The 16,323-nt window shown below is 48.5% G+C and carries 16 protein-coding genes; 10 read left to right on the top strand and 6 right to left on the bottom strand.

Going from position 1 to position 16,323, the window contains the following annotated elements; translation table 11 throughout:
- Position 1 precedes the first annotated feature (1 nt).
- Positions 2-1,360 (top strand): Xaa-Pro dipeptidase, encoded by a 1,359-nt coding sequence (gene pepQ / locus DEU30_RS06240; protein ID WP_110012854.1) that lies wholly within the window; start codon positions 2-4, stop codon positions 1,358-1,360.
- Complete coding sequence (locus DEU30_RS06245) at positions 1,353-1,970, top strand: YigZ family protein (protein WP_114981825.1); 618 nt, start codon at positions 1,353-1,355, stop codon at positions 1,968-1,970. The genes pepQ and DEU30_RS06245 overlap by 8 nt, the downstream gene beginning before the upstream one ends.
- On the opposite strand, the gene trkA is transcribed toward DEU30_RS06245, so the two are convergent.
- The 4 genes from trkA to def are packed head-to-tail and all read right to left on the bottom strand — an operon-like array spanning position 1,967 to position 6,139.
- On the bottom strand, positions 1,967-3,343 hold the full coding sequence (trkA, locus tag DEU30_RS06250; protein WP_011233279.1) for a Trk system potassium transporter TrkA: 1,377 nt from the start codon (positions 3,341-3,343) through the stop codon (positions 1,967-1,969). The genes DEU30_RS06245 and trkA overlap by 4 nt on opposite strands.
- Positions 3,340-4,668 (bottom strand): 16S rRNA (cytosine(967)-C(5))-methyltransferase RsmB, encoded by a 1,329-nt coding sequence (gene rsmB / locus DEU30_RS06255; RefSeq protein WP_114981824.1) that lies wholly within the window; start codon positions 4,666-4,668, stop codon positions 3,340-3,342. The genes trkA and rsmB overlap by 4 nt, the downstream gene beginning before the upstream one ends.
- Positions 4,665-5,615, bottom strand: a complete 951-nt coding sequence (gene fmt / locus DEU30_RS06260) for a methionyl-tRNA formyltransferase (RefSeq protein ID WP_114981823.1) — start codon at positions 5,613-5,615, stop codon at positions 4,665-4,667. Before fmt ends, rsmB begins: the two co-directional genes overlap by 4 nt.
- Complete coding sequence (def, locus tag DEU30_RS06265) at positions 5,615-6,139, bottom strand: peptide deformylase (protein ID WP_011233282.1); 525 nt, start codon at positions 6,137-6,139, stop codon at positions 5,615-5,617. Before def ends, fmt begins: the two co-directional genes overlap by 1 nt.
- A 62-nt stretch (positions 6,140-6,201) precedes the next feature.
- Here def and dprA point away from each other — a divergent pair, with 62 nt between their 5' ends.
- The 7 genes from dprA (at position 6,202) to polA (ending at position 13,724) form a co-directional block, all read left to right on the top strand.
- On the top strand, positions 6,202-7,239 hold the full coding sequence (dprA, locus tag DEU30_RS06270; RefSeq protein WP_227016336.1) for a DNA-processing protein DprA: 1,038 nt from the start codon (positions 6,202-6,204) through the stop codon (positions 7,237-7,239).
- A gap of 3 nt (positions 7,240-7,242) precedes the next feature.
- Positions 7,243-7,716: a DUF494 family protein gene (locus DEU30_RS06275; protein WP_011233284.1), complete on the top strand. Its 474-nt coding sequence runs from the start codon at positions 7,243-7,245 to the stop codon at positions 7,714-7,716.
- Positions 7,716-8,228, top strand: a complete 513-nt coding sequence (locus DEU30_RS06280; protein ID WP_114981821.1) for a type I DNA topoisomerase — start codon at positions 7,716-7,718, stop codon at positions 8,226-8,228. The genes DEU30_RS06275 and DEU30_RS06280 overlap by 1 nt, the downstream gene beginning before the upstream one ends.
- Before the next feature lie 27 nt (positions 8,229-8,255).
- Positions 8,256-8,816, top strand: coding sequence for an L-threonylcarbamoyladenylate synthase (locus DEU30_RS06285; RefSeq protein ID WP_110012860.1), 561 nt, complete (start codon positions 8,256-8,258; stop codon positions 8,814-8,816).
- Positions 8,809-9,723, top strand: coding sequence for an oxygen-dependent coproporphyrinogen oxidase (gene hemF / locus DEU30_RS06290; protein ID WP_114981820.1), 915 nt, complete (start codon positions 8,809-8,811; stop codon positions 9,721-9,723). Before DEU30_RS06285 ends, hemF begins: the two co-directional genes overlap by 8 nt.
- Positions 9,720-10,559, top strand: a complete 840-nt coding sequence (gene aroE / locus DEU30_RS06295) for a shikimate dehydrogenase (protein ID WP_114981819.1) — start codon at positions 9,720-9,722, stop codon at positions 10,557-10,559. The genes hemF and aroE overlap by 4 nt, the downstream gene beginning before the upstream one ends.
- A 399-nt stretch (positions 10,560-10,958) precedes the next feature.
- Positions 10,959-13,724 carry a DNA polymerase I gene (gene polA / locus DEU30_RS06300; protein WP_114981818.1) on the top strand — a complete coding sequence of 922 codons (2,766 nt, stop codon included), beginning with the start codon at positions 10,959-10,961 and terminating at the stop codon, positions 13,722-13,724.
- Positions 13,725-13,851: 127 nt separating this feature from the next.
- On the opposite strand, the gene DEU30_RS06305 is transcribed toward polA, so the two are convergent.
- Positions 13,852-14,763 (bottom strand): DMT family transporter, encoded by a 912-nt coding sequence (locus tag DEU30_RS06305; RefSeq protein ID WP_114981817.1) that lies wholly within the window; start codon positions 14,761-14,763, stop codon positions 13,852-13,854.
- Positions 14,750-15,370, bottom strand: a complete 621-nt coding sequence (yihA, locus tag DEU30_RS06310; RefSeq protein ID WP_011233291.1) for a ribosome biogenesis GTP-binding protein YihA/YsxC — start codon at positions 15,368-15,370, stop codon at positions 14,750-14,752. The genes DEU30_RS06305 and yihA overlap by 14 nt, the downstream gene beginning before the upstream one ends.
- Positions 15,371-15,565: 195 nt before the next feature.
- On the opposite strand from yihA, the gene DEU30_RS06315 reads away from it, so the two are divergent.
- On the top strand, positions 15,566-16,192 hold the full coding sequence (locus DEU30_RS06315; RefSeq protein WP_114981816.1) for a c-type cytochrome: 627 nt from the start codon (positions 15,566-15,568) through the stop codon (positions 16,190-16,192).
- Positions 16,193-16,323 lie beyond the last annotated feature (131 nt).

The following is a 16,323-nucleotide window of genomic DNA, read 5'->3' on the forward strand; positions in this document are numbered from 1 at the left end:
TATGACTGCGACAGCAGATTTGTGGCCGTTGTTTCCTGACCATATAAAGCAGCTTCAGACTCGTGCTGAACGACTTTTTAAACGAGAAAATTTAGATTTAGTTGCCATTCATTCGGGCCAGCAAAAACGTTGGTTTTTGGATGATATGAACTATCCGTTTCGTGCGAACCCTCACTTTAAGGCTTGGTGTCCGGAAACTCAGTTGGCTAATGCCTGGGTTATTTTAAAGCCGAACACCCGGCCAACCTTAGTTCTATTAAGTTCTCCAGATTTTTGGCACACGACAGCAAGCCTCGAGGGAGCTCCTTGGTTAGAAGAGTTCCACGTGGAACACATCAGCTCGCCAGAGGCCATTGAAAAACTACTTCCTTACGATAAGAAAAGCGCGGCTTACCTTGGTGAACATATTGAGGTTGCCAAGGCTCTGGGTTTTGAGAATATAAACCCAGATCCTGTTCTTCACTTTTTTCATTATCATCGCTTGTTTAAAACCGACTATGAAATTGCCTGTTTGACCCAGGCAAACCATATTGCGGCTGAAGGCCATATTGCGGCCGCTGACGCCTTTTTTAACGGTGAGTCGGAGTTTGATTGTCTGCTGAAATATATGGCGGCTACTCGGCAAGGGCAGAACGAAGTGCCTTATAATCACATTATTGGACAAAATGAAAACGCCAGTGTTTTGCATCACTGGATGCCTGATAAAAAAGTTTCAGGCTCGCTTAAGTCGATGTTGGTTGATGCGGGTGCTGAGGTTTGTGGTTATGCCGCCGACATTAGCCGTACCTGGTCTAAACAACATAATGAATACGAAGAGCTGATAGCTGCACTTGACCAAATTACATTGGCTTTAATTGATAAAATGAAGCCGGGCGTTGAATTCCCGGCGCTGCACCAGTTGGCTCATGAACAAATTGCTAATGTGCTTTTTGCTTTTGGTTTTGTCAGTTGCAGTCCTGAACAAATGATTGAAGACGGAATAACCACGGTGTTTCTTCCGCATGGCTTAGGGCACCCCTTGGGCTTGCAGGTACACGACGTTGGTGCTGCGCAGGCTGATGAAAGAGGCACGCCGATAGCGCCACCTAGTGGTCACCTTACGCTAAAAACCACTCGTACCGTAGAGCCCCGACAGGTTTATACCATTGAACCCGGAATCTACTTTATTGAGCCTTTGCTGCAGAAATTAGCGAATTCACGCAATAAGCATTTAATTAACTGGCGCAGAGTGGATGAGTTTAAACCCTTTGGTGGAGTGCGAATCGAGGATAATATTGTGGTTTACCGCGAGCGAAATGATAACCTTACACGCCAAACTGCATTAGATGCTTACGTGAAAAAGGTTACCCGTCTTGCATGATCAGGATTACGACATTCCGGCTTCGGAAACGGAAGTCGAAATAGAAGTTAAAGGCAGCCGCTTTATTGCGTGCCTGGCACATACAGCAAACGTCGACAGCGCATCAGAGTTTCTGGCCGTGATAAAAAGGCGCTGGCCTAAGGCCTCTCACTATTGCTCTGCGTCGCTTTTTTCAGCACCTAATAACAGCCAGAGTATGGCTTACAGCGACGACGGAGAACCCTCGGGAACAGCGGGGCGACCTATGCTTATGGCGCTACAAAATAGCGGCGTCGGCGAGGTTACCGCTATAGTCGTGCGATATTTTGGTGGGGTGAAATTGGGAACGGGCGGACTTCAGCGAGCCTATACCGACGCGACAGTCGCCGCATTAGCTGAGCTTGAAAAAGAGCAAAGGGTTTTTAAACAACGCTTTCAGTTAAACTTTGCTTATACTGACCAGGGCGATGTTGAACCGCTTTTGCTTGAGGCCAATGCTGAAACGGAATCTTCGGAGTACGAGGAAAGTGTGCGGCTTAAGGTGTTGCTACGCCCCGTGAATGTTGGGGCGCTGCAGAAGAAGCTACAAGCTGCCACCCGTGGCCGGGTGCAGTTGAAAGAACTGGACTAAAAGAACATAGCACTTGGCTGGAAGACTTTTTCAACCTGATCAATGTACTTTTTATCCAGCAAGAAAAGAATCACGTGGTCGTCGGAGTGAATGATGGTTTCACTGTGCGCCATAAGCACTTCTTGTCCCCGGACAACCGCACCAATGGTGGTTCCCGGCGGAAGCTTGATATCTTTAATGGCTTTACCCACCACTCGGGACGTGTCTTCATCACCATGTGCAATTGCCTCAATAGCTTCGGCGGCACCTTTTCGTAGTGAGTAAACGTTAACAATATCGCCACGGCGTACGTGAGTTAGTAGAGCTGAAACAGTCGCACGTTGCGGTGAAATGGCAATATCAATTTCGCCTCCCTGCACCAAGTCAACATAGGCGCTACGCTGAATGAGCACCATAGTTTTACGGGCGCCCATACGTTTAGCCAGCATGGCTGACATAATGTTCGCTTCGTCGTCGTTGGTAACCGCAATAAACACGTCGATGTCTTCAACGTGCTCTTCTTCCAGCAACTTTTGGTCGGACGCGTCACCACGGAAAATTAAGGTATGCTCAAGGCTTTGCGAAAGCTCTTCCGCGCGGGTTTCTGAACGCTCTATTAGCTTAACCCGGTGATCAACTTCCAGTTGTTTCGCCAGGCCGGCACCAATGTTGCCGCCACCAACAATCATTATTCTGCGGTATTTGTCTTCCAGCTTTTGCAGTTCCTGCATTACGGTACTAATGTGGCGGGTGTCGGCAATGAAGAAAACTTCATCATCGGCTTCGATGATTGTGGTTCCGGTAGGGCGTATAGGCTTACCCTGACGATAAATAGCCGCAACCCGGGTGTCGATATTGGGAATATGTTCCCGCAGTGTTGAGATAGCATGGCCAACGAGCTTCCCGCCGTAGTAGGCCTTTACTGCGACCAGGCTGGCTCGTCCGTTGGCGAACTCCATCACTTGCAGTGCGCCGGGGTAATCAATAAGTCGGCGAATATAGCTGGTTACCAGTTGTTCCGGTGAAATAATGTGGTCAACTGGGGCATCCTGATTATGAAAAAGCTGATCTTTATAGCGGATGTATTCTTCAGAGCGAATTCTGGCTATTTTCTTTGGCGTATTAAATATCGAGTAAGCAACCTGACAGGCAATCATATTAGTTTCGTCGCTGCTGGTTACTGCAATAAGCAAGTCCGCATCGTCGGCACCCGCGCGACGTAAAACATCAGGATGGGCTCCGTTACCAACGACGACCCGCAGGTCATATTTATCCTGCAAATCGTCCAGTAAATCGTTGTTGGTATCAACTATGGTGATATCGTTACGTTCGCCAACCAGATTTTCTGCTAATGTGCCGCCAACCTGGCCAACACCGAGTATGATAATTTTCATTCGACTTTTTTCAATCTCGCGTAAAAGAAACCATCCCCGTTATGTTCACCCGGGAGCAGTTGCAGAGTTTTCTGCTTTTCATCAATAGGTATCAGACTAGCACCCGATTGCTGTTTTAGAAAAGACTCAATTTGAGTTTGGTTTTCCTGGCTTAGAATAGAGCAGGTTGCGTAAAGCAGCTCTCCGCCGGATTTAAGTAAAGGCCAAAGCGAATTTAGTATCTGACTTTGCAATTGCGCGAGCTCATCAATGTCCTCAGCGCGACGCAGCCACTTAATATCAGGGTGGCGGCGTATCACGCCCGTTGCCGAGCAGGGCGCGTCCAGTAGTATGCGGTCAAATTGCTCGCCGTCCCACCAATCATCAGTTGAAGCAACATCGGCGCAATGAACTACGGCACTTAAACCGGCGCGCTCCAGATTTTCGTCCACTCGCTCAAGACGTTTAGCATCGATATCAATGGCCTGAACTGGTTGTTCAAAGTCATTTCGCTCAAGCAGGTGCAATAGCTTGCCTCCCGGAGCGGCGCAACAATCGAGTACGCGGTGGGAAGCCTTTGCGTTCAGGTAATCCGCAGCTAACTGGGCCGAACGGTCCTGTACCGATGCGTGGCCCCGGTCAAACCCCGGAAGCCGTTCAACCGGAACAGGCGAATGCAGACGAATCGCATCGCCAGCCAGAGTATCGCCTTCGGCGGCAATACCGCTGTCTTCCAGTTGTCTTAAATAGTCATCGCGATTGAAAAAACGACGATTCACACGTAACCACATGGGCGGGTGTGCGTTGTTCTCAATGAGAATGTCGCTGGCTTGTTGTGGGTGGTCTGCCTGAATTGCTTCAAACAACCAGCGCGGATGATTTTGCATCGCGTCAACAGGTAGCTCGCGCTGCTGTGACTCATCTGCCGCAGGCGCTTCGCGCAGTAATTGACGCAGTATACCGTTTACCAGACCTTTGTGATTACGTTTGCCCAGAATACGCGCTGCTTCTACTGTGGCGCTAACGGCAGCGTGGTCTTTAATACGAAGACAATAAAGCTGATAGGCACCTACCAGTAGTAAGTAGTGCAATACTTTAAGCTTACCTTTAAGTGGCTTATCCAGTTTAGCCCCAACCAGCTTGTTAAGGCTGGGCAGAACCCTTAAAACACCGTAGCTAATTGCACTGGCAAGACGCTTATCTGTGTCAGAGAGTTTACCGGTGGCGTGGGGTAAAGCCGCGGAAAGCGACTCGCCTTTCTCTAATACATGAAAGATAGCGGTTGCAGCGGCGGCCCGGCTAGTTGCTCCCTGACCACCGTTTTCTGAATTTTTCTGCCGGCTCATTGTAATTCCAGTCCCGGGCTAAAGACATTACTGTAGCCGTTTACTAAGGTACTGGCTGGCTGAGCCTTTTTGCCCGGCATCTGCGCCTGAGTGATACGTAAAATACCGTCCCCGGTTACCACGTCGATGCCTTCGTGTGTACCATTAATAATCGTTCCCGGACCTTTATTGCTTGCGCCCTGAATAAGTTCAGCTGCGTGAATTTTGAGTGTGTTCTGTCCGGCTTTTAAATTTTCTGACTGGCACCAGCTCATTGGCCAGGGGTTAAACGCTCGTACGCAGCGTTCGATAAAGGCCGCCGGTTGGGTCCAGTCTATTTTACCTTCCTGCTTGGTTAGCTTTTTCGCATAAGTGGCATTGGCGTCACTTTGCGGCTTAGCCTGGCTCTGATAGCCGTCGAGATCTTTCAATACTTTAATTAACGCCTCAGGCCCCAGACTTTCAAGCTTGTGATAAAGCGAAGCCGAGGTTTCGTCCGGACTGATAGCGCAGCGTTCTTCGTGCAGCACCGGACCGGTATCCAGGCCGGCTTCCATTTGCATAATGCAGACACCGGATTCTAAATCGCCAGCCCATATCGCGCGTTGAATTGGAGCGGCACCTCGCCAGCGGGGCAACAAAGAACCGTGTACGTTCAGGCAGCCTTTTGCGGGAATATCCAATACCGCCTGCGGAAGCAGTAAGCCATAAGCCACCACTACCATAACGTCAGGTTTTAGCTCGGCTAGTGCAGCCTGATCCTCATCCGACTTTAAAGACTCGGGCTGATAAACCGGAAGCTGGTGCTCAAGCGCAAGCTTCTTAACTGCACTGGGTTGTGGCTTTTTGCCTCGCCCTGCAGGCCTGTCGGGCTGTGTATAAACGCCCACTACCTGATGAGACTCATCAAGCAATTGTTGTAAGTGTTGTGCTGCAAAGTCCGGAGTACCGGCAAAGACAATTCGCATTATTGTGCTTCCGCCGCTTGCTTCTCAGCTAAACGTTGCTCTTTCTCTAGTTTTTTGCGAATACGTTCGCGCTTCAGCGGCGATAGATAATCAACAAAGAGTTTACCGTCTAAGTGGTCTATTTCATGCTGAATACAAATGGCCAGTAGCCCTTCAGCGGAACGGCTGAAACGCTCGCCGTTTTTATCTAGTGCAGTAACGGTAATTCTCTCAGCGCGTTCAACTTTGGCGTAAACGCCGGGAAACGACAGACAGCCTTCATCGTTCTTAAAGTGGCCTTCTGCTTCGGTAATTTCCGGGTTAATGAACACCAGCGGTTCGTTTTGATCTTCGCTGCAATCAGAAACAAACAGCCGTCTGTGCACGTCAACCTGAGTTGCCGCAAGGCCTACGCCTTGTTCTTCGTACATGGTTTCAAACATATCGTCGATAACCGAGCGGATATTGTCATCTACCTTTTCAATCTTCTGTGCGACTTTGCGCAAACGTTCGTCCGGATATTGCAGAACCGTCATTTTTGCCATTAGAACCTCCAATTCTTCATCTACCCTTAGTTTACCTTAAATTGGTAGGTCAAGGACAGTCTGTGAACACACAGGAACTATGTGTATTAATGGGGATGACACGCGCATCAAACAAGGTACAGAAAGCTGCTCGGGAATGTACCAGCTGGGATGCCATTTTTGAACGATGGGGGCAATCGCTAAAACCGGTCGAGGCGCGTTGGTTAAATGCAGCTGAAAATTGGTGTCGTAGTGACTATCAGGGCGTTATTTCTTACTTTAGTGAAGATTATCCAACTGCGTTAAAAGCCATAGCTAATCCGCCCTGGTTACTTTATTACCGGGGTCGTAAAGAGCTTTTGCAAGGAGTTAGTGTGGCTATTGTTGGCAGCCGCAAAGCCACTCACAGTGGTTTACAAATTGCTGACTGGTTTAGCGAGCGCTTAGTTGCGGCGGGTGTTGTGGTGGTTAGCGGTCTGGCGATGGGCATTGACGCTCAAGCACATAAAACCGCAGCCGATAAAGGAAAAACCATAGCGGTTTTAGGTACTGGTATCGACCAGTACTACCCCAGAAGAAACAAAGCCTTACAGGACTTTATTGCACATCAGGGATTGCTGATTTCCGAATTTCCGCCCGGGCAAACCGCGCGAATCGATCATTTTCCCCGCCGTAACCGTATTATTAGTGGTATCAGTCAGGCCGTGGTGGTGGTTGAAGCGGCGCGCAAAAGCGGTTCGCTTTCAACGGCAATACACGCTTTGAACGAAGGGCGTGAAGTTGGAGCTGTTCCGGGATCGGTGTTGTTGCCTGAGCATCAGGGCTGCCACTGGTTAATTCAACAGGGCGCTAAGTTAATTAATACGCCGCAGGACATTCTTGACTGGTTCTCGGTTGACGATACTGAGGTTGCCATAGAAGGTGATACCGAATGTCGCGATGAAAGCTTGGCAAACAATCGATTGTTCGCTAGTCTGAGTTCAGAGCCACGAACAATTGATGACATGGTACAATTGTCCGGACTCGAGGTTGCTGAAGTCATGGAGAAAGTAGTGTTACTCGAATTAGAAGGGCTAGTGGCAGCCGTACCAGGCGGTTATATCAAAGTGGGGAGGCGCTAAAGTATGTTTGATATCCTCATGTACTTGTTTGAAAACTACATTCATTCGGAAATGGAAGTTGTAGTTGATCACGATGAGTTAACCAATGAACTTACCCGGGCTGGTTTCCGTCATCAGGAAATCCAGAAGGCTTTGGCGTGGTTAGAACGCCTGGCCGATTTGCAGCAAATGGAAACCAAGTCTTATCTGGATGTTGCTCCGCAGCAGTCTACCCGTATTTATACCGCGGCAGAGATGACTCGTTTGGACAGCCAGAGCCGGGGTTTTCTGATGTACCTGGAAAACCTGGGTGTGCTTGATTTTGCTACACGAGAAGTAGTCATTGACCGTGTGATGGAACTGGAAACGCCGAACTTTACTCTGGATGACCTGAAATGGGTTGTACTTATGGTGCTGTTTAATGTTCCGGGTCAGGAAGCTGCGTACGACCAAATGGAAGGTTTGCTGTTTGAGGAAGCTGAAGGACCCCTGCATTAATGTCATCAGATGAGCGCTGCCCCCGTTGTGAGCGACCACTGGTTATTAAACATGTTGGGCATAACAGCTTTTTAGGCTGTACCGGTTACCCGGACTGCGATTATAAGCGAGGCCTTCGGGAGCAATCTGAAATTGAGCCCGAAGATCTCGGCGTTCCCTGTCCTGAGTGTGGCCAGGAACTGCAGTTAAAGAGTGGTCGTTATGGCTTATTTGTTGGCTGTAGCGGTTTTCCTGAATGCGAGTTCGTTACTGAACCTAACGTTGAGGAAGAAGAGACGATTCGCTGCCCGGAATGCGGCAAAGGCCAGTTACACCAAAAAACATCGCGGCGCGGTACCGTATTCTACGCTTGCGACCAATACCCGAAATGTGAATTTACCGTGAATCAGCCCCCGGTCGATGAAGTCTGCCCCAAATGCCAGTACCCGCTGCTGGTGAAAAAGAAAACCGCCGCCGGAATTCGCAAAGTCTGCCCGCAAAAGCAATGCGACTATAAGTCGGACGCGTTATAATCCGACTCATTGAGTTGAGGAGTGATTATGGCAGATACATGGGAAGCAGCGCACAGCGCTATAAAAACGGGCATTATTGCCTATCCGACCGAGGCGGTATTTGGACTGGGATGCGACCCCCGCAATGAGGTTGCTGTTCAGAGGCTATTAAGCCTGAAACAGCGACCTGCCGAGAAAGGTCTTATATTAATTGCCGCCGATTACAGTCAGTTACTTCCCTATGTTGAAGACTCCGCTATTGCGCAGGACAAACGATTCAGCGTTTTGTCACATTGGCCGGGGCCGGTTACATTGATTCTGCCGGTAAGAAAGGGCGTATCAACCTTATTGACGGGCGGCCGCGATACCATTGCTGTGCGAGTGACTGCACATGAACCTGCCAGAGCGTTGTGCCGCGAACTGGGCCACGCGTTAGTCTCTACCAGCGCCAATTTAACCGGGCAGGAACCCGCCCGAACTGCGGCAGAAGTTCGTCAGCAATTTGGTGACAGTGTGGACTGGATAATGGATGAAAGCACCGGTGGAGCTGCGAACCCGACTCGAATCATAAACCCATTAAATAATCAGGTTCTCAGAGACGATGCATAATGATTACTTGAAGCAGGTAAAAAGCTACCTGATGTCGTTGCAGGATGCTATTTGTCAGCAGCTGGCGCAGGCGGACGGTGAGCAGATCTTTCAGGAAGACAGCTGGGACCGGCCGGGAGGCGGCGGTGGTCGCTCGAGGATCATAAAAAACGGTGCGGTTTTTGAACAGGGTGGTGTGGGCTTTTCGCACGTGTACGGTGAGAAAATGCCTGCCTCGGCAACGGCACACCGACCAGAGCTGGAAGGTCGCGACTTCAATGCCTGTGGTGTTTCTCTGGTAATGCACCCGGAAAATCCTATGGTACCGACGGTCCATATGAATGTGCGTTTTTTTATTGCGCAAAAAGAAGGTGAAGAACCGGTTTGGTGGTTTGGCGGTGGCTTCGATTTAACGCCGTTTTATCCTTTTGATCAAGACATTATTGAATGGCATCAACAGGCGAAAAACGCGCTCGATAGCGTCGATGAAAAGCTCTATCCGGAGTATAAAGCCTGGTGCGACGATTACTTTTTCCTTAAGCATCGCGACGAAGCGCGCGGTGTAGGTGGTATATTTTTTGATGACCTTAACGACCGTTCATTTGACGAGTGCTTTTCGGTGATAAAAGCGGTCGGTGATGCTTTCACCAAAGCTTATCTGCCTATTGTCGAACGCCGCAAAAACCTAGCTTATACTCAGCAACAAAGAGACTTCCAGTTATATCGCCGCGGGCGTTATGTGGAATTTAATCTGGTCTGGGATCGGGGAACTTTGTTTGGTCTGCAAACCGGTGGCAGAACGGAGTCTATTTTAATGTCGATGCCGCCGCTGGCGCGTTGGGAATACGACTGGCAAGCTCAGCCGGGTTCTGCGGAAGAGCTGCTTACCGAGTATTATTTAAAACCCAGAGACTGGCTGTCAGTATGAAATCCGTGACCAGCCTGGGCGTATTCGGGAACCCCATAGCGCATAGCCTGTCTCCGCGTATTCATGCGTTGTTTGCGCAGACTCGGCAAGACTCAATTAACTATCAACGCTATTTATCCACGCCTGGGCATTTTCCCCGCCGGGTTGCTGAATTTTTCCGCCACGGCGGGCAGGGTGCCAATGTCACCTTGCCATTCAAACAGCAGGCTGCATCCTTGGTTACTAAACTGTCCGATCGTGCGCGGTTAGCGGGGGCGGTGAACACCTTAATTCCTTATGGCAATGGTCAGCTACTAGGTGATAATACTGATGGCGAAGGTTTAATTATTGACCTTAAAAATAAAGGCCTTGAAGTAAGTGAGCACTCACTTGTTGTTTTTGGTGCCGGAGGCTCCGCGCGGGGAATAATACCTCTTCTGCTGGAGCAAAACCCGCGATGTCTGTATTTGGTTAATCGAACGGCAAAGAAAGCTGAAATACTTAAATCTCAGCTAGAGACACTGGGGCTGGTTGCAGCGAACCGAATTCAGGTACGTTCCTCTGCGTCTGAAATTGACGAACCCATAGATCTGTTAATTAACGCCACCAGCAGCAGTTTGAATGGACAGCGTTTAACGCTCCCTCCGCTGCTATCCGAAAATGCCTCTGGCTATGACTTAATGTATGCCGACCAACCAACGGTATTTATGGAGCAACTGACGCAGGCCGGCTGTAAAAATGTCAGCGATGGATTTGGCATGTTGATTGAGCAGGCAGCGTCCTCTTACCAACTTTGGATGGGAGGCGAACGCCCCGATACTGCATTTGTTATGGCTGAAATGCGAACTCCTAGTTGATTGATTGAAAAGGGGTTTTCTTTGCTTTTTATAAGTAAAGAAAAATGAGGAACAAAAGGTTATAAAAAAACTGAATTTGTCAGTAGATCATTGCTGATTTTATGGTAATCTGTCTGACCTGCTTTTGAGGCATTTCCTTCCATTTAAGGACAAGAGCAGAATAGTTTCCACAGTGAAACATAATAATAAAAAGTACTAGGTATTTCGGGAAACCTGCCGTTTTAAATCCCATACTATCAATAACTTAAGTAAATTTTGGACACGGGGAAATTTAAACTTCCGGCTGTGGCATGAACCGTTGTTAACAGAGTTATTAACAGGTTATGCACACTCTGTTCAGTGGCCTGAATTGCCGTTCTGTGGCATCCTATAGGTAACGCTTAATTTAGGTTCTTAACTATGGCCACATCTGTTCCAGAAAATCCTTTTATCCTTGTCGATGGTTCTTCTTATTTGTTCCGCGCTTTTCATGCGCCGCCGCATTTAACCAACTCAAAAGGTGAACCGACCGGAGCTATTTATGGCGTCGTTAATATGCTTCGAAGCCTGTTAAAGCGCTATAAACCCAGCCATATGGCGGTAGTTTTTGATGCCAAAGGCAAAACCTTTCGTAGCGACATTTACCAGGACTACAAAGCAAACCGTCCACCTATGCCAGACGATCTGCGAAGTCAGATCAAACCTTTGCATGACATTGTCCAGGCTATGGGCTTACCGCTGCTGTGTATTGACGATGTTGAAGCCGATGATGTTATTGGCACGCTGGCGCGGCAGGCCGGCGACAAAGGTCGCTTTACGCTGATTAGTACCGGCGATAAAGACATGGCTCAGCTGGTCAATGAACATGTCATGCTCATTAACACCATGACCGATACTTTAATGGACCCTGAAGGGGTTGAGAAAAAGTTCGGGGTTAAACCGAATCAGATTATCGATTATTTAGCGCTTATGGGTGACAGCTCGGACAACATTCCCGGGCTGCCCAAAGTGGGTGAAAAGACGGCACAGGCTCTGCTGCAAAGTATTCCCAGCATTGACGCTATTTACGAAAATGTGAATGCAGTAACTGAGCTCTCTTTTCGTGGTGCGAAGTCTATGCCGGCTAAGCTTAATGAATATAAAGAACAGCTGCTGATGTCGCGTGAGCTGGCGACCATTAAGCTCGATGTGGCAATGGACTTACAACCGGAAGAGTTGAAAATACAGACGGCAGACAGCGAAAAACTGCAGGAGCTCTACAGTCGTTGTGAATTCCGCCGGTGGCTTGGTGAGCTGATGGAAACTGGGGCGGCAACGGATCAGGCGCTGGGCGAAACCGATGGCGAAAAGCCGACCAGCGATATCAACAGAGACGCGTACCGTGTATTGATGACTGAAAAAGACGTCAGCGATTACATAACGCAACTGAAAAAATGCGATTACTTTGCTTTTGATACCGAAACAACCAGCCTTAATTATATGGAGGCTGAACTGGTTGGAGTGTCTTTAGCAATGGCGCCGGGCGAGGCTGTGTATATACCTGTCGGGCATGATTATATGGAAGCGCCGGAGCAGGTGGGCCGGGACTGGTTACTGGAGCAGTTAAAGCCTTTACTGGAAGCTGAAAAGCCCCAAAAAGTGGGGCAAAACCTGAAATACGACTCGCATATTCTGCGTCGCTATAAAATTCGCCTGGCGGGAATTTTAAATGACACCATGCTTGCCTCCTACGTGTTTAACAGCGTTGGATCGCGACACGATATGGATACCTTAAGCCTTCATTACCTGAACCATAAAACCATTAGCTTTGAAGACATTGCAGGTAAGGGCGCGAAGCAACTAACGTTTAATCAGATTGCTTTAGAGCAGGCCGGGCCCTACGCGGCTGAAGATGCCGACATTACCTACCGATTGCATGATGTGCTCTGGAATAAAGTAAAAGAAACCGGCAGCGAGCTGCAAAGTGTTCTTACCGACATTGAAGTGCCGTTAGTGCCTGTCTTGTGCGATATGGAACAATACGGCGTGCGTATTGACGCAAACTTGCTGGGTAAGCAAAGCCAGGAAATTGCGGAAAAGCTTGATGCGCTGGAGAAAAAGGCGTTTGAGATTGCAGGCGAGGAGTTCAACCTGGGCTCGCCGAAACAACTGCAACGCATATTCTTTGAAAAGCTTGAGTTGCCAATTGTGAAGAAAACACCAAAAGGCGCGCCGTCAACGGCTGAGGAAGTTTTGCACGAACTGGCTCATGACTATCCTTTGCCGGATGTGATCCTGCAGCACCGTGGCTTGTCGAAGCTCAAATCAACCTATACCGACAAGTTACCTAAGATGATTAACCCCGATACGGGACGAGTACACACCTCGTATCAGCAGGCGGTTACTGCAACCGGGCGCTTGTCCTCAACAGACCCTAACCTGCAGAATATCCCTATCCGCACCGCTGAAGGGCGCAGAGTGCGTCAGGCTTTTATTCCCGAGCAAGGCTACAAGATTGTCGCTATCGACTACAGCCAGATTGAGCTGCGTATTATGGCCCACTTGTCGCAAGATGAGTCTTTGCTTAAAGCCTTTGCCGAAGGCCTGGATATTCACCGTGCGACAGCGGCTGAAGTGTTTGGCTGTAAGGCTGATGAAGTCACTAATGACCAGAGGCGTCAGGCAAAAGCGGTGAACTTCGGGCTAATTTACGGTATGTCAGCCTTTGGGCTTGCGCGGCAACTGGGTATTGCCCGTCATGAAGCTCAGCACTATATGGACAAGTATTTTGAACGCTTCCCTGGAGTTTTGCGTTACATGGAAGACACTCGCAAGCAGGCAAAAGAGCAGGGCTACGTTAAAACCTTGTTTGGACGTCGTTTACCCTTGCCGGATATAAAAGCCAGTAATGGCTCCCGTAGAAAAGGGGCGGAACGTGCGGCTATCAATGCACCAATGCAGGGCACTGCAGCCGACATCATTAAGAAAGCCATGCTGCAGGTTGCCGACTGGATTGACCGTAATAACTGTCAGGATGATGTGCGCATGCTAATGCAAGTTCACGATGAACTGGTGTTTGAAATAAAAGAGTCGAAATTAACGGATTATATTGAACAATTAACTGAAGTAATGGAAAAGGCTGCAAGCCTTGATGTGCCTTTAATAGCGGAAGCTGGTAAAGGTAATAACTGGGACGAAGCTCATTAATTTTAAGAATTGTCTGAACTTTTTATAAAGGGTCTAGTCACAACAAGTGAGGGCATTAATCCTCCCTCAAAAAATTGTTCTCCCTGGATTACTTTTCGCCCGGCTTTTTAGTCGGGCTTTTTTCTGTCTATTTCTGTGGTATGCCAGCCATACCGGAGCGGCCTCTGCGGTTAGCGAACCAAACCCCAACTAAAATGGCGAGCATTCCAACTCCCTGTTGCAACCAAAACTCTTCGCCATCAAGTATCCCTAGTATAAGAGCGACAATGGGAATGAGGTAGGTGACCGAACTGGTAAAAACGGTATTGGTGAGCTGCACGACATGGTTAAAAATAACCAAGGCGCCTGCCGTTCCTGCAATACCCAGAGCCAGAACAGAAAGCAGCGACAACATTGCGCCTGGCTGCTGAACCTGAGTAATAAACTCCGTTCCTGCAAACAAGTAGATTGTTGCCGGAACGGCAGCCATAAGCAACGATATGCCGGTAATGGTTAACGGCGATAAGTCGCTGATTTTGTGTTTAATGAGGTTCAGGTTGAGGCCATAACAAACTGTTGCGGCCAGGACTAACAAGGCGTACAGATTAAAGTCCCAGCTGCCATTAGCCGAAGCCGTAACCAGAAGCAAAGTACCAAACAAGCCAATGGCTACGCCAATAACCTGTGCTATGCGCGCTTTCTGATGAAAGAACAGCGCACCGATAACCAGTGTTGCGATAGGGGTTAACGCATTTAGAACTCCGGTAACGCCGCTTGCCAGCTGTGTTTGGGCAATGGCAAACATAAAAGCCGGAATAAGACTGCCAACCAGTCCGACACTGGCAAGCTTTAACCAATGTTTGCGGGTAATTTTATTCAGTCGGCGGGCAATGAAAGGGGCAAGTACAAGCCCTGCTGAGCTAATGCGTAGCGCGCCAACTTCCATTGGACCAAAGGCCAGTAAGCCTTTTTTAATCAACAAAAAAGAGCTACCCCAAATTAATGCGAGTAACCCTAATAATAACCAGGCACTAAGCGGTGGCGTGTTATTCGTCGTCATACTCTTTGCTATACCACTGGTTGAGTTTCTCTTCGACTTGCTCGACACCTATGCGCTTCAATGAGGAAAAGGCTTCAACCTGGACGTCGCCGTTGAAGGCTATTGCCGCTTGCTTGGCTTTCAAAACGGTTGATTTGCGTGCGCCTTGTTTGAGCTTGTCAGCCTTAGTTAATAAAGCCAGTACCGGCAGGTCGCAGTCTACAGCCCAGTAAATTAATTCCTGATCGGTTTCGCGGAAAGGGTGACGAATATCCATTAATACCACGATGCCTTTTAAACTGTCCCTTTGCTGAAGGTACTCGCTTAAAGAGCGTTGCCACTTTTCTTTGACAGCTAATGGAACCTTAGCGAATCCGTAGCCGGGTAAATCTATCAGTCGCTGACCTGTGGTAAGTTCAAAAACGTTAATTAACTGAGTCCGTCCGGGCGTTTTACTGGTGCGGGCCAACGCTTTTTGACGCGTCAGAGTGTTTAACGCACTGGATTTCCCTGCGTTAGAACGGCCGGCGAAAGCAACTTCAATGCCTGAGTCCGGCGGCAGTTTGCTGATATCTGGTGCACTGGTCACAAATTTTGCCGATGCGTAATCTAATTGCTGATCTGCCACTATTAAGGTCACTTTTATTGAAAAAACGGAACATCTACGCGCATTATGAAGTATCCGGACAGTATCTCCAATGATCATTTAGCAATTGATTCGGTTTTAATCATTTAATCCACACAAGTTTTGTGTAAAATAGCAACCTGCTTAAGGTGATTTATTGGGGCGCGTGGCGCCATCCAGAACAGAAGAGAAGCAAACATGAAAAAATTCGCAATCTTTTTGGGACTTTTCTTCGGTACCGCCGGTATCGCAGTAGCACAAAGCGGCGACGCTGAAGCCGGAAAAGAGAAATCGCAAGTTTGTGCGGCTTGCCATGGACCCAATGGTGAATCTCCGACCGATATGTACCCGCATTTGGCCGGTCAGCACGAAAAATATTTGTTGAAACAGCTGAAAGATTTCAAACGGGCCTCCGAAACAGGCGGTGAAGAAGGCCGTAATAACCCGATTATGATGGGGCAGGTCGCTTCATTGTCAAAACAAGACATGGCCGATCTTGCCGCGTTTTATGCATCGAAGGACTCACCGAAAGGCGAAACACCTAAAGATCTTATTGCCAAAGGTGAAGACTTGTTCCGCCGTGGAAACCCTGAAACCAATATGCCTTCATGTGCGGGTTGTCACGGCCCTCGTGGAAACGGTATGGGGTTAGCTGCTTTTCCTGACATTTCAGGTCAGCATGCCGCATACACCAAGTCTCAGCTAGAAATGTTCCGTAGCGGTGAGCGCGCAAACGACCCGAATGGAATGATGCAGGGCGTTACAGAGAAAATGACAGATGAAGAAATTGAGTTGCTGTCTAAGTTCTTGAGTGGCCTGTATTAAATTTGTATTTGCGAATAGAAAAGCGACTTCGGTCGCTTTTTTTATGGGTATGAAAAATGTTATGAGGAATATGCCTTTTTGTGCCTTGTTAATAAAAAGTAATAAAAAAGTGGTTTTTTAGATCAATAAAA

Origin of the sequence: Idiomarina sp. 017G (assembly GCF_004362265.1) — a bacterium.
Classification (GTDB): Bacteria; Pseudomonadota; Gammaproteobacteria; order Enterobacterales; family Alteromonadaceae; genus Idiomarina; species Idiomarina loihiensis.

Bases quoted from the DNA above. Each gene is read 5' to 3' on its own strand.
- hemF (WP_114981820.1), top strand. From the start codon at position 8,809: ATGCATAATGATTACTTGAAGCAGGTAAAAAGCTACCTGATGTCGTTG.
- rsmB (WP_114981824.1), bottom strand. From the start codon at position 4,668: ATGAGCCGGCAGAAAAATTCAGAAAACGGTGGTCAGGGAGCAACTAGC.
- DEU30_RS06285 (WP_110012860.1), top strand. From the start codon at position 8,256: ATGGCAGATACATGGGAAGCAGCGCACAGCGCTATAAAAACGGGCATT.
- DEU30_RS06305 (WP_114981817.1), bottom strand. From the start codon at position 14,763: ATGACGACGAATAACACGCCACCGCTTAGTGCCTGGTTATTATTAGGG.
- fmt (WP_114981823.1), bottom strand. From the start codon at position 5,615: ATGCGAATTGTCTTTGCCGGTACTCCGGACTTTGCAGCACAACACTTA.
- DEU30_RS06275 (WP_011233284.1), top strand. From the start codon at position 7,243: ATGTTTGATATCCTCATGTACTTGTTTGAAAACTACATTCATTCGGAA.
- DEU30_RS06315 (WP_114981816.1), top strand. From the start codon at position 15,566: ATGAAAAAATTCGCAATCTTTTTGGGACTTTTCTTCGGTACCGCCGGT.
- polA (WP_114981818.1), top strand. From the start codon at position 10,959: ATGGCCACATCTGTTCCAGAAAATCCTTTTATCCTTGTCGATGGTTCT.
- DEU30_RS06280 (WP_114981821.1), top strand. From the start codon at position 7,716: ATGTCATCAGATGAGCGCTGCCCCCGTTGTGAGCGACCACTGGTTATT.
- pepQ (WP_110012854.1), top strand. From the start codon at position 2: ATGACTGCGACAGCAGATTTGTGGCCGTTGTTTCCTGACCATATAAAG.
- aroE (WP_114981819.1), top strand. From the start codon at position 9,720: ATGAAATCCGTGACCAGCCTGGGCGTATTCGGGAACCCCATAGCGCAT.
- def (WP_011233282.1), bottom strand. From the start codon at position 6,139: ATGGCAAAAATGACGGTTCTGCAATATCCGGACGAACGTTTGCGCAAA.
- trkA (WP_011233279.1), bottom strand. From the start codon at position 3,343: ATGAAAATTATCATACTCGGTGTTGGCCAGGTTGGCGGCACATTAGCA.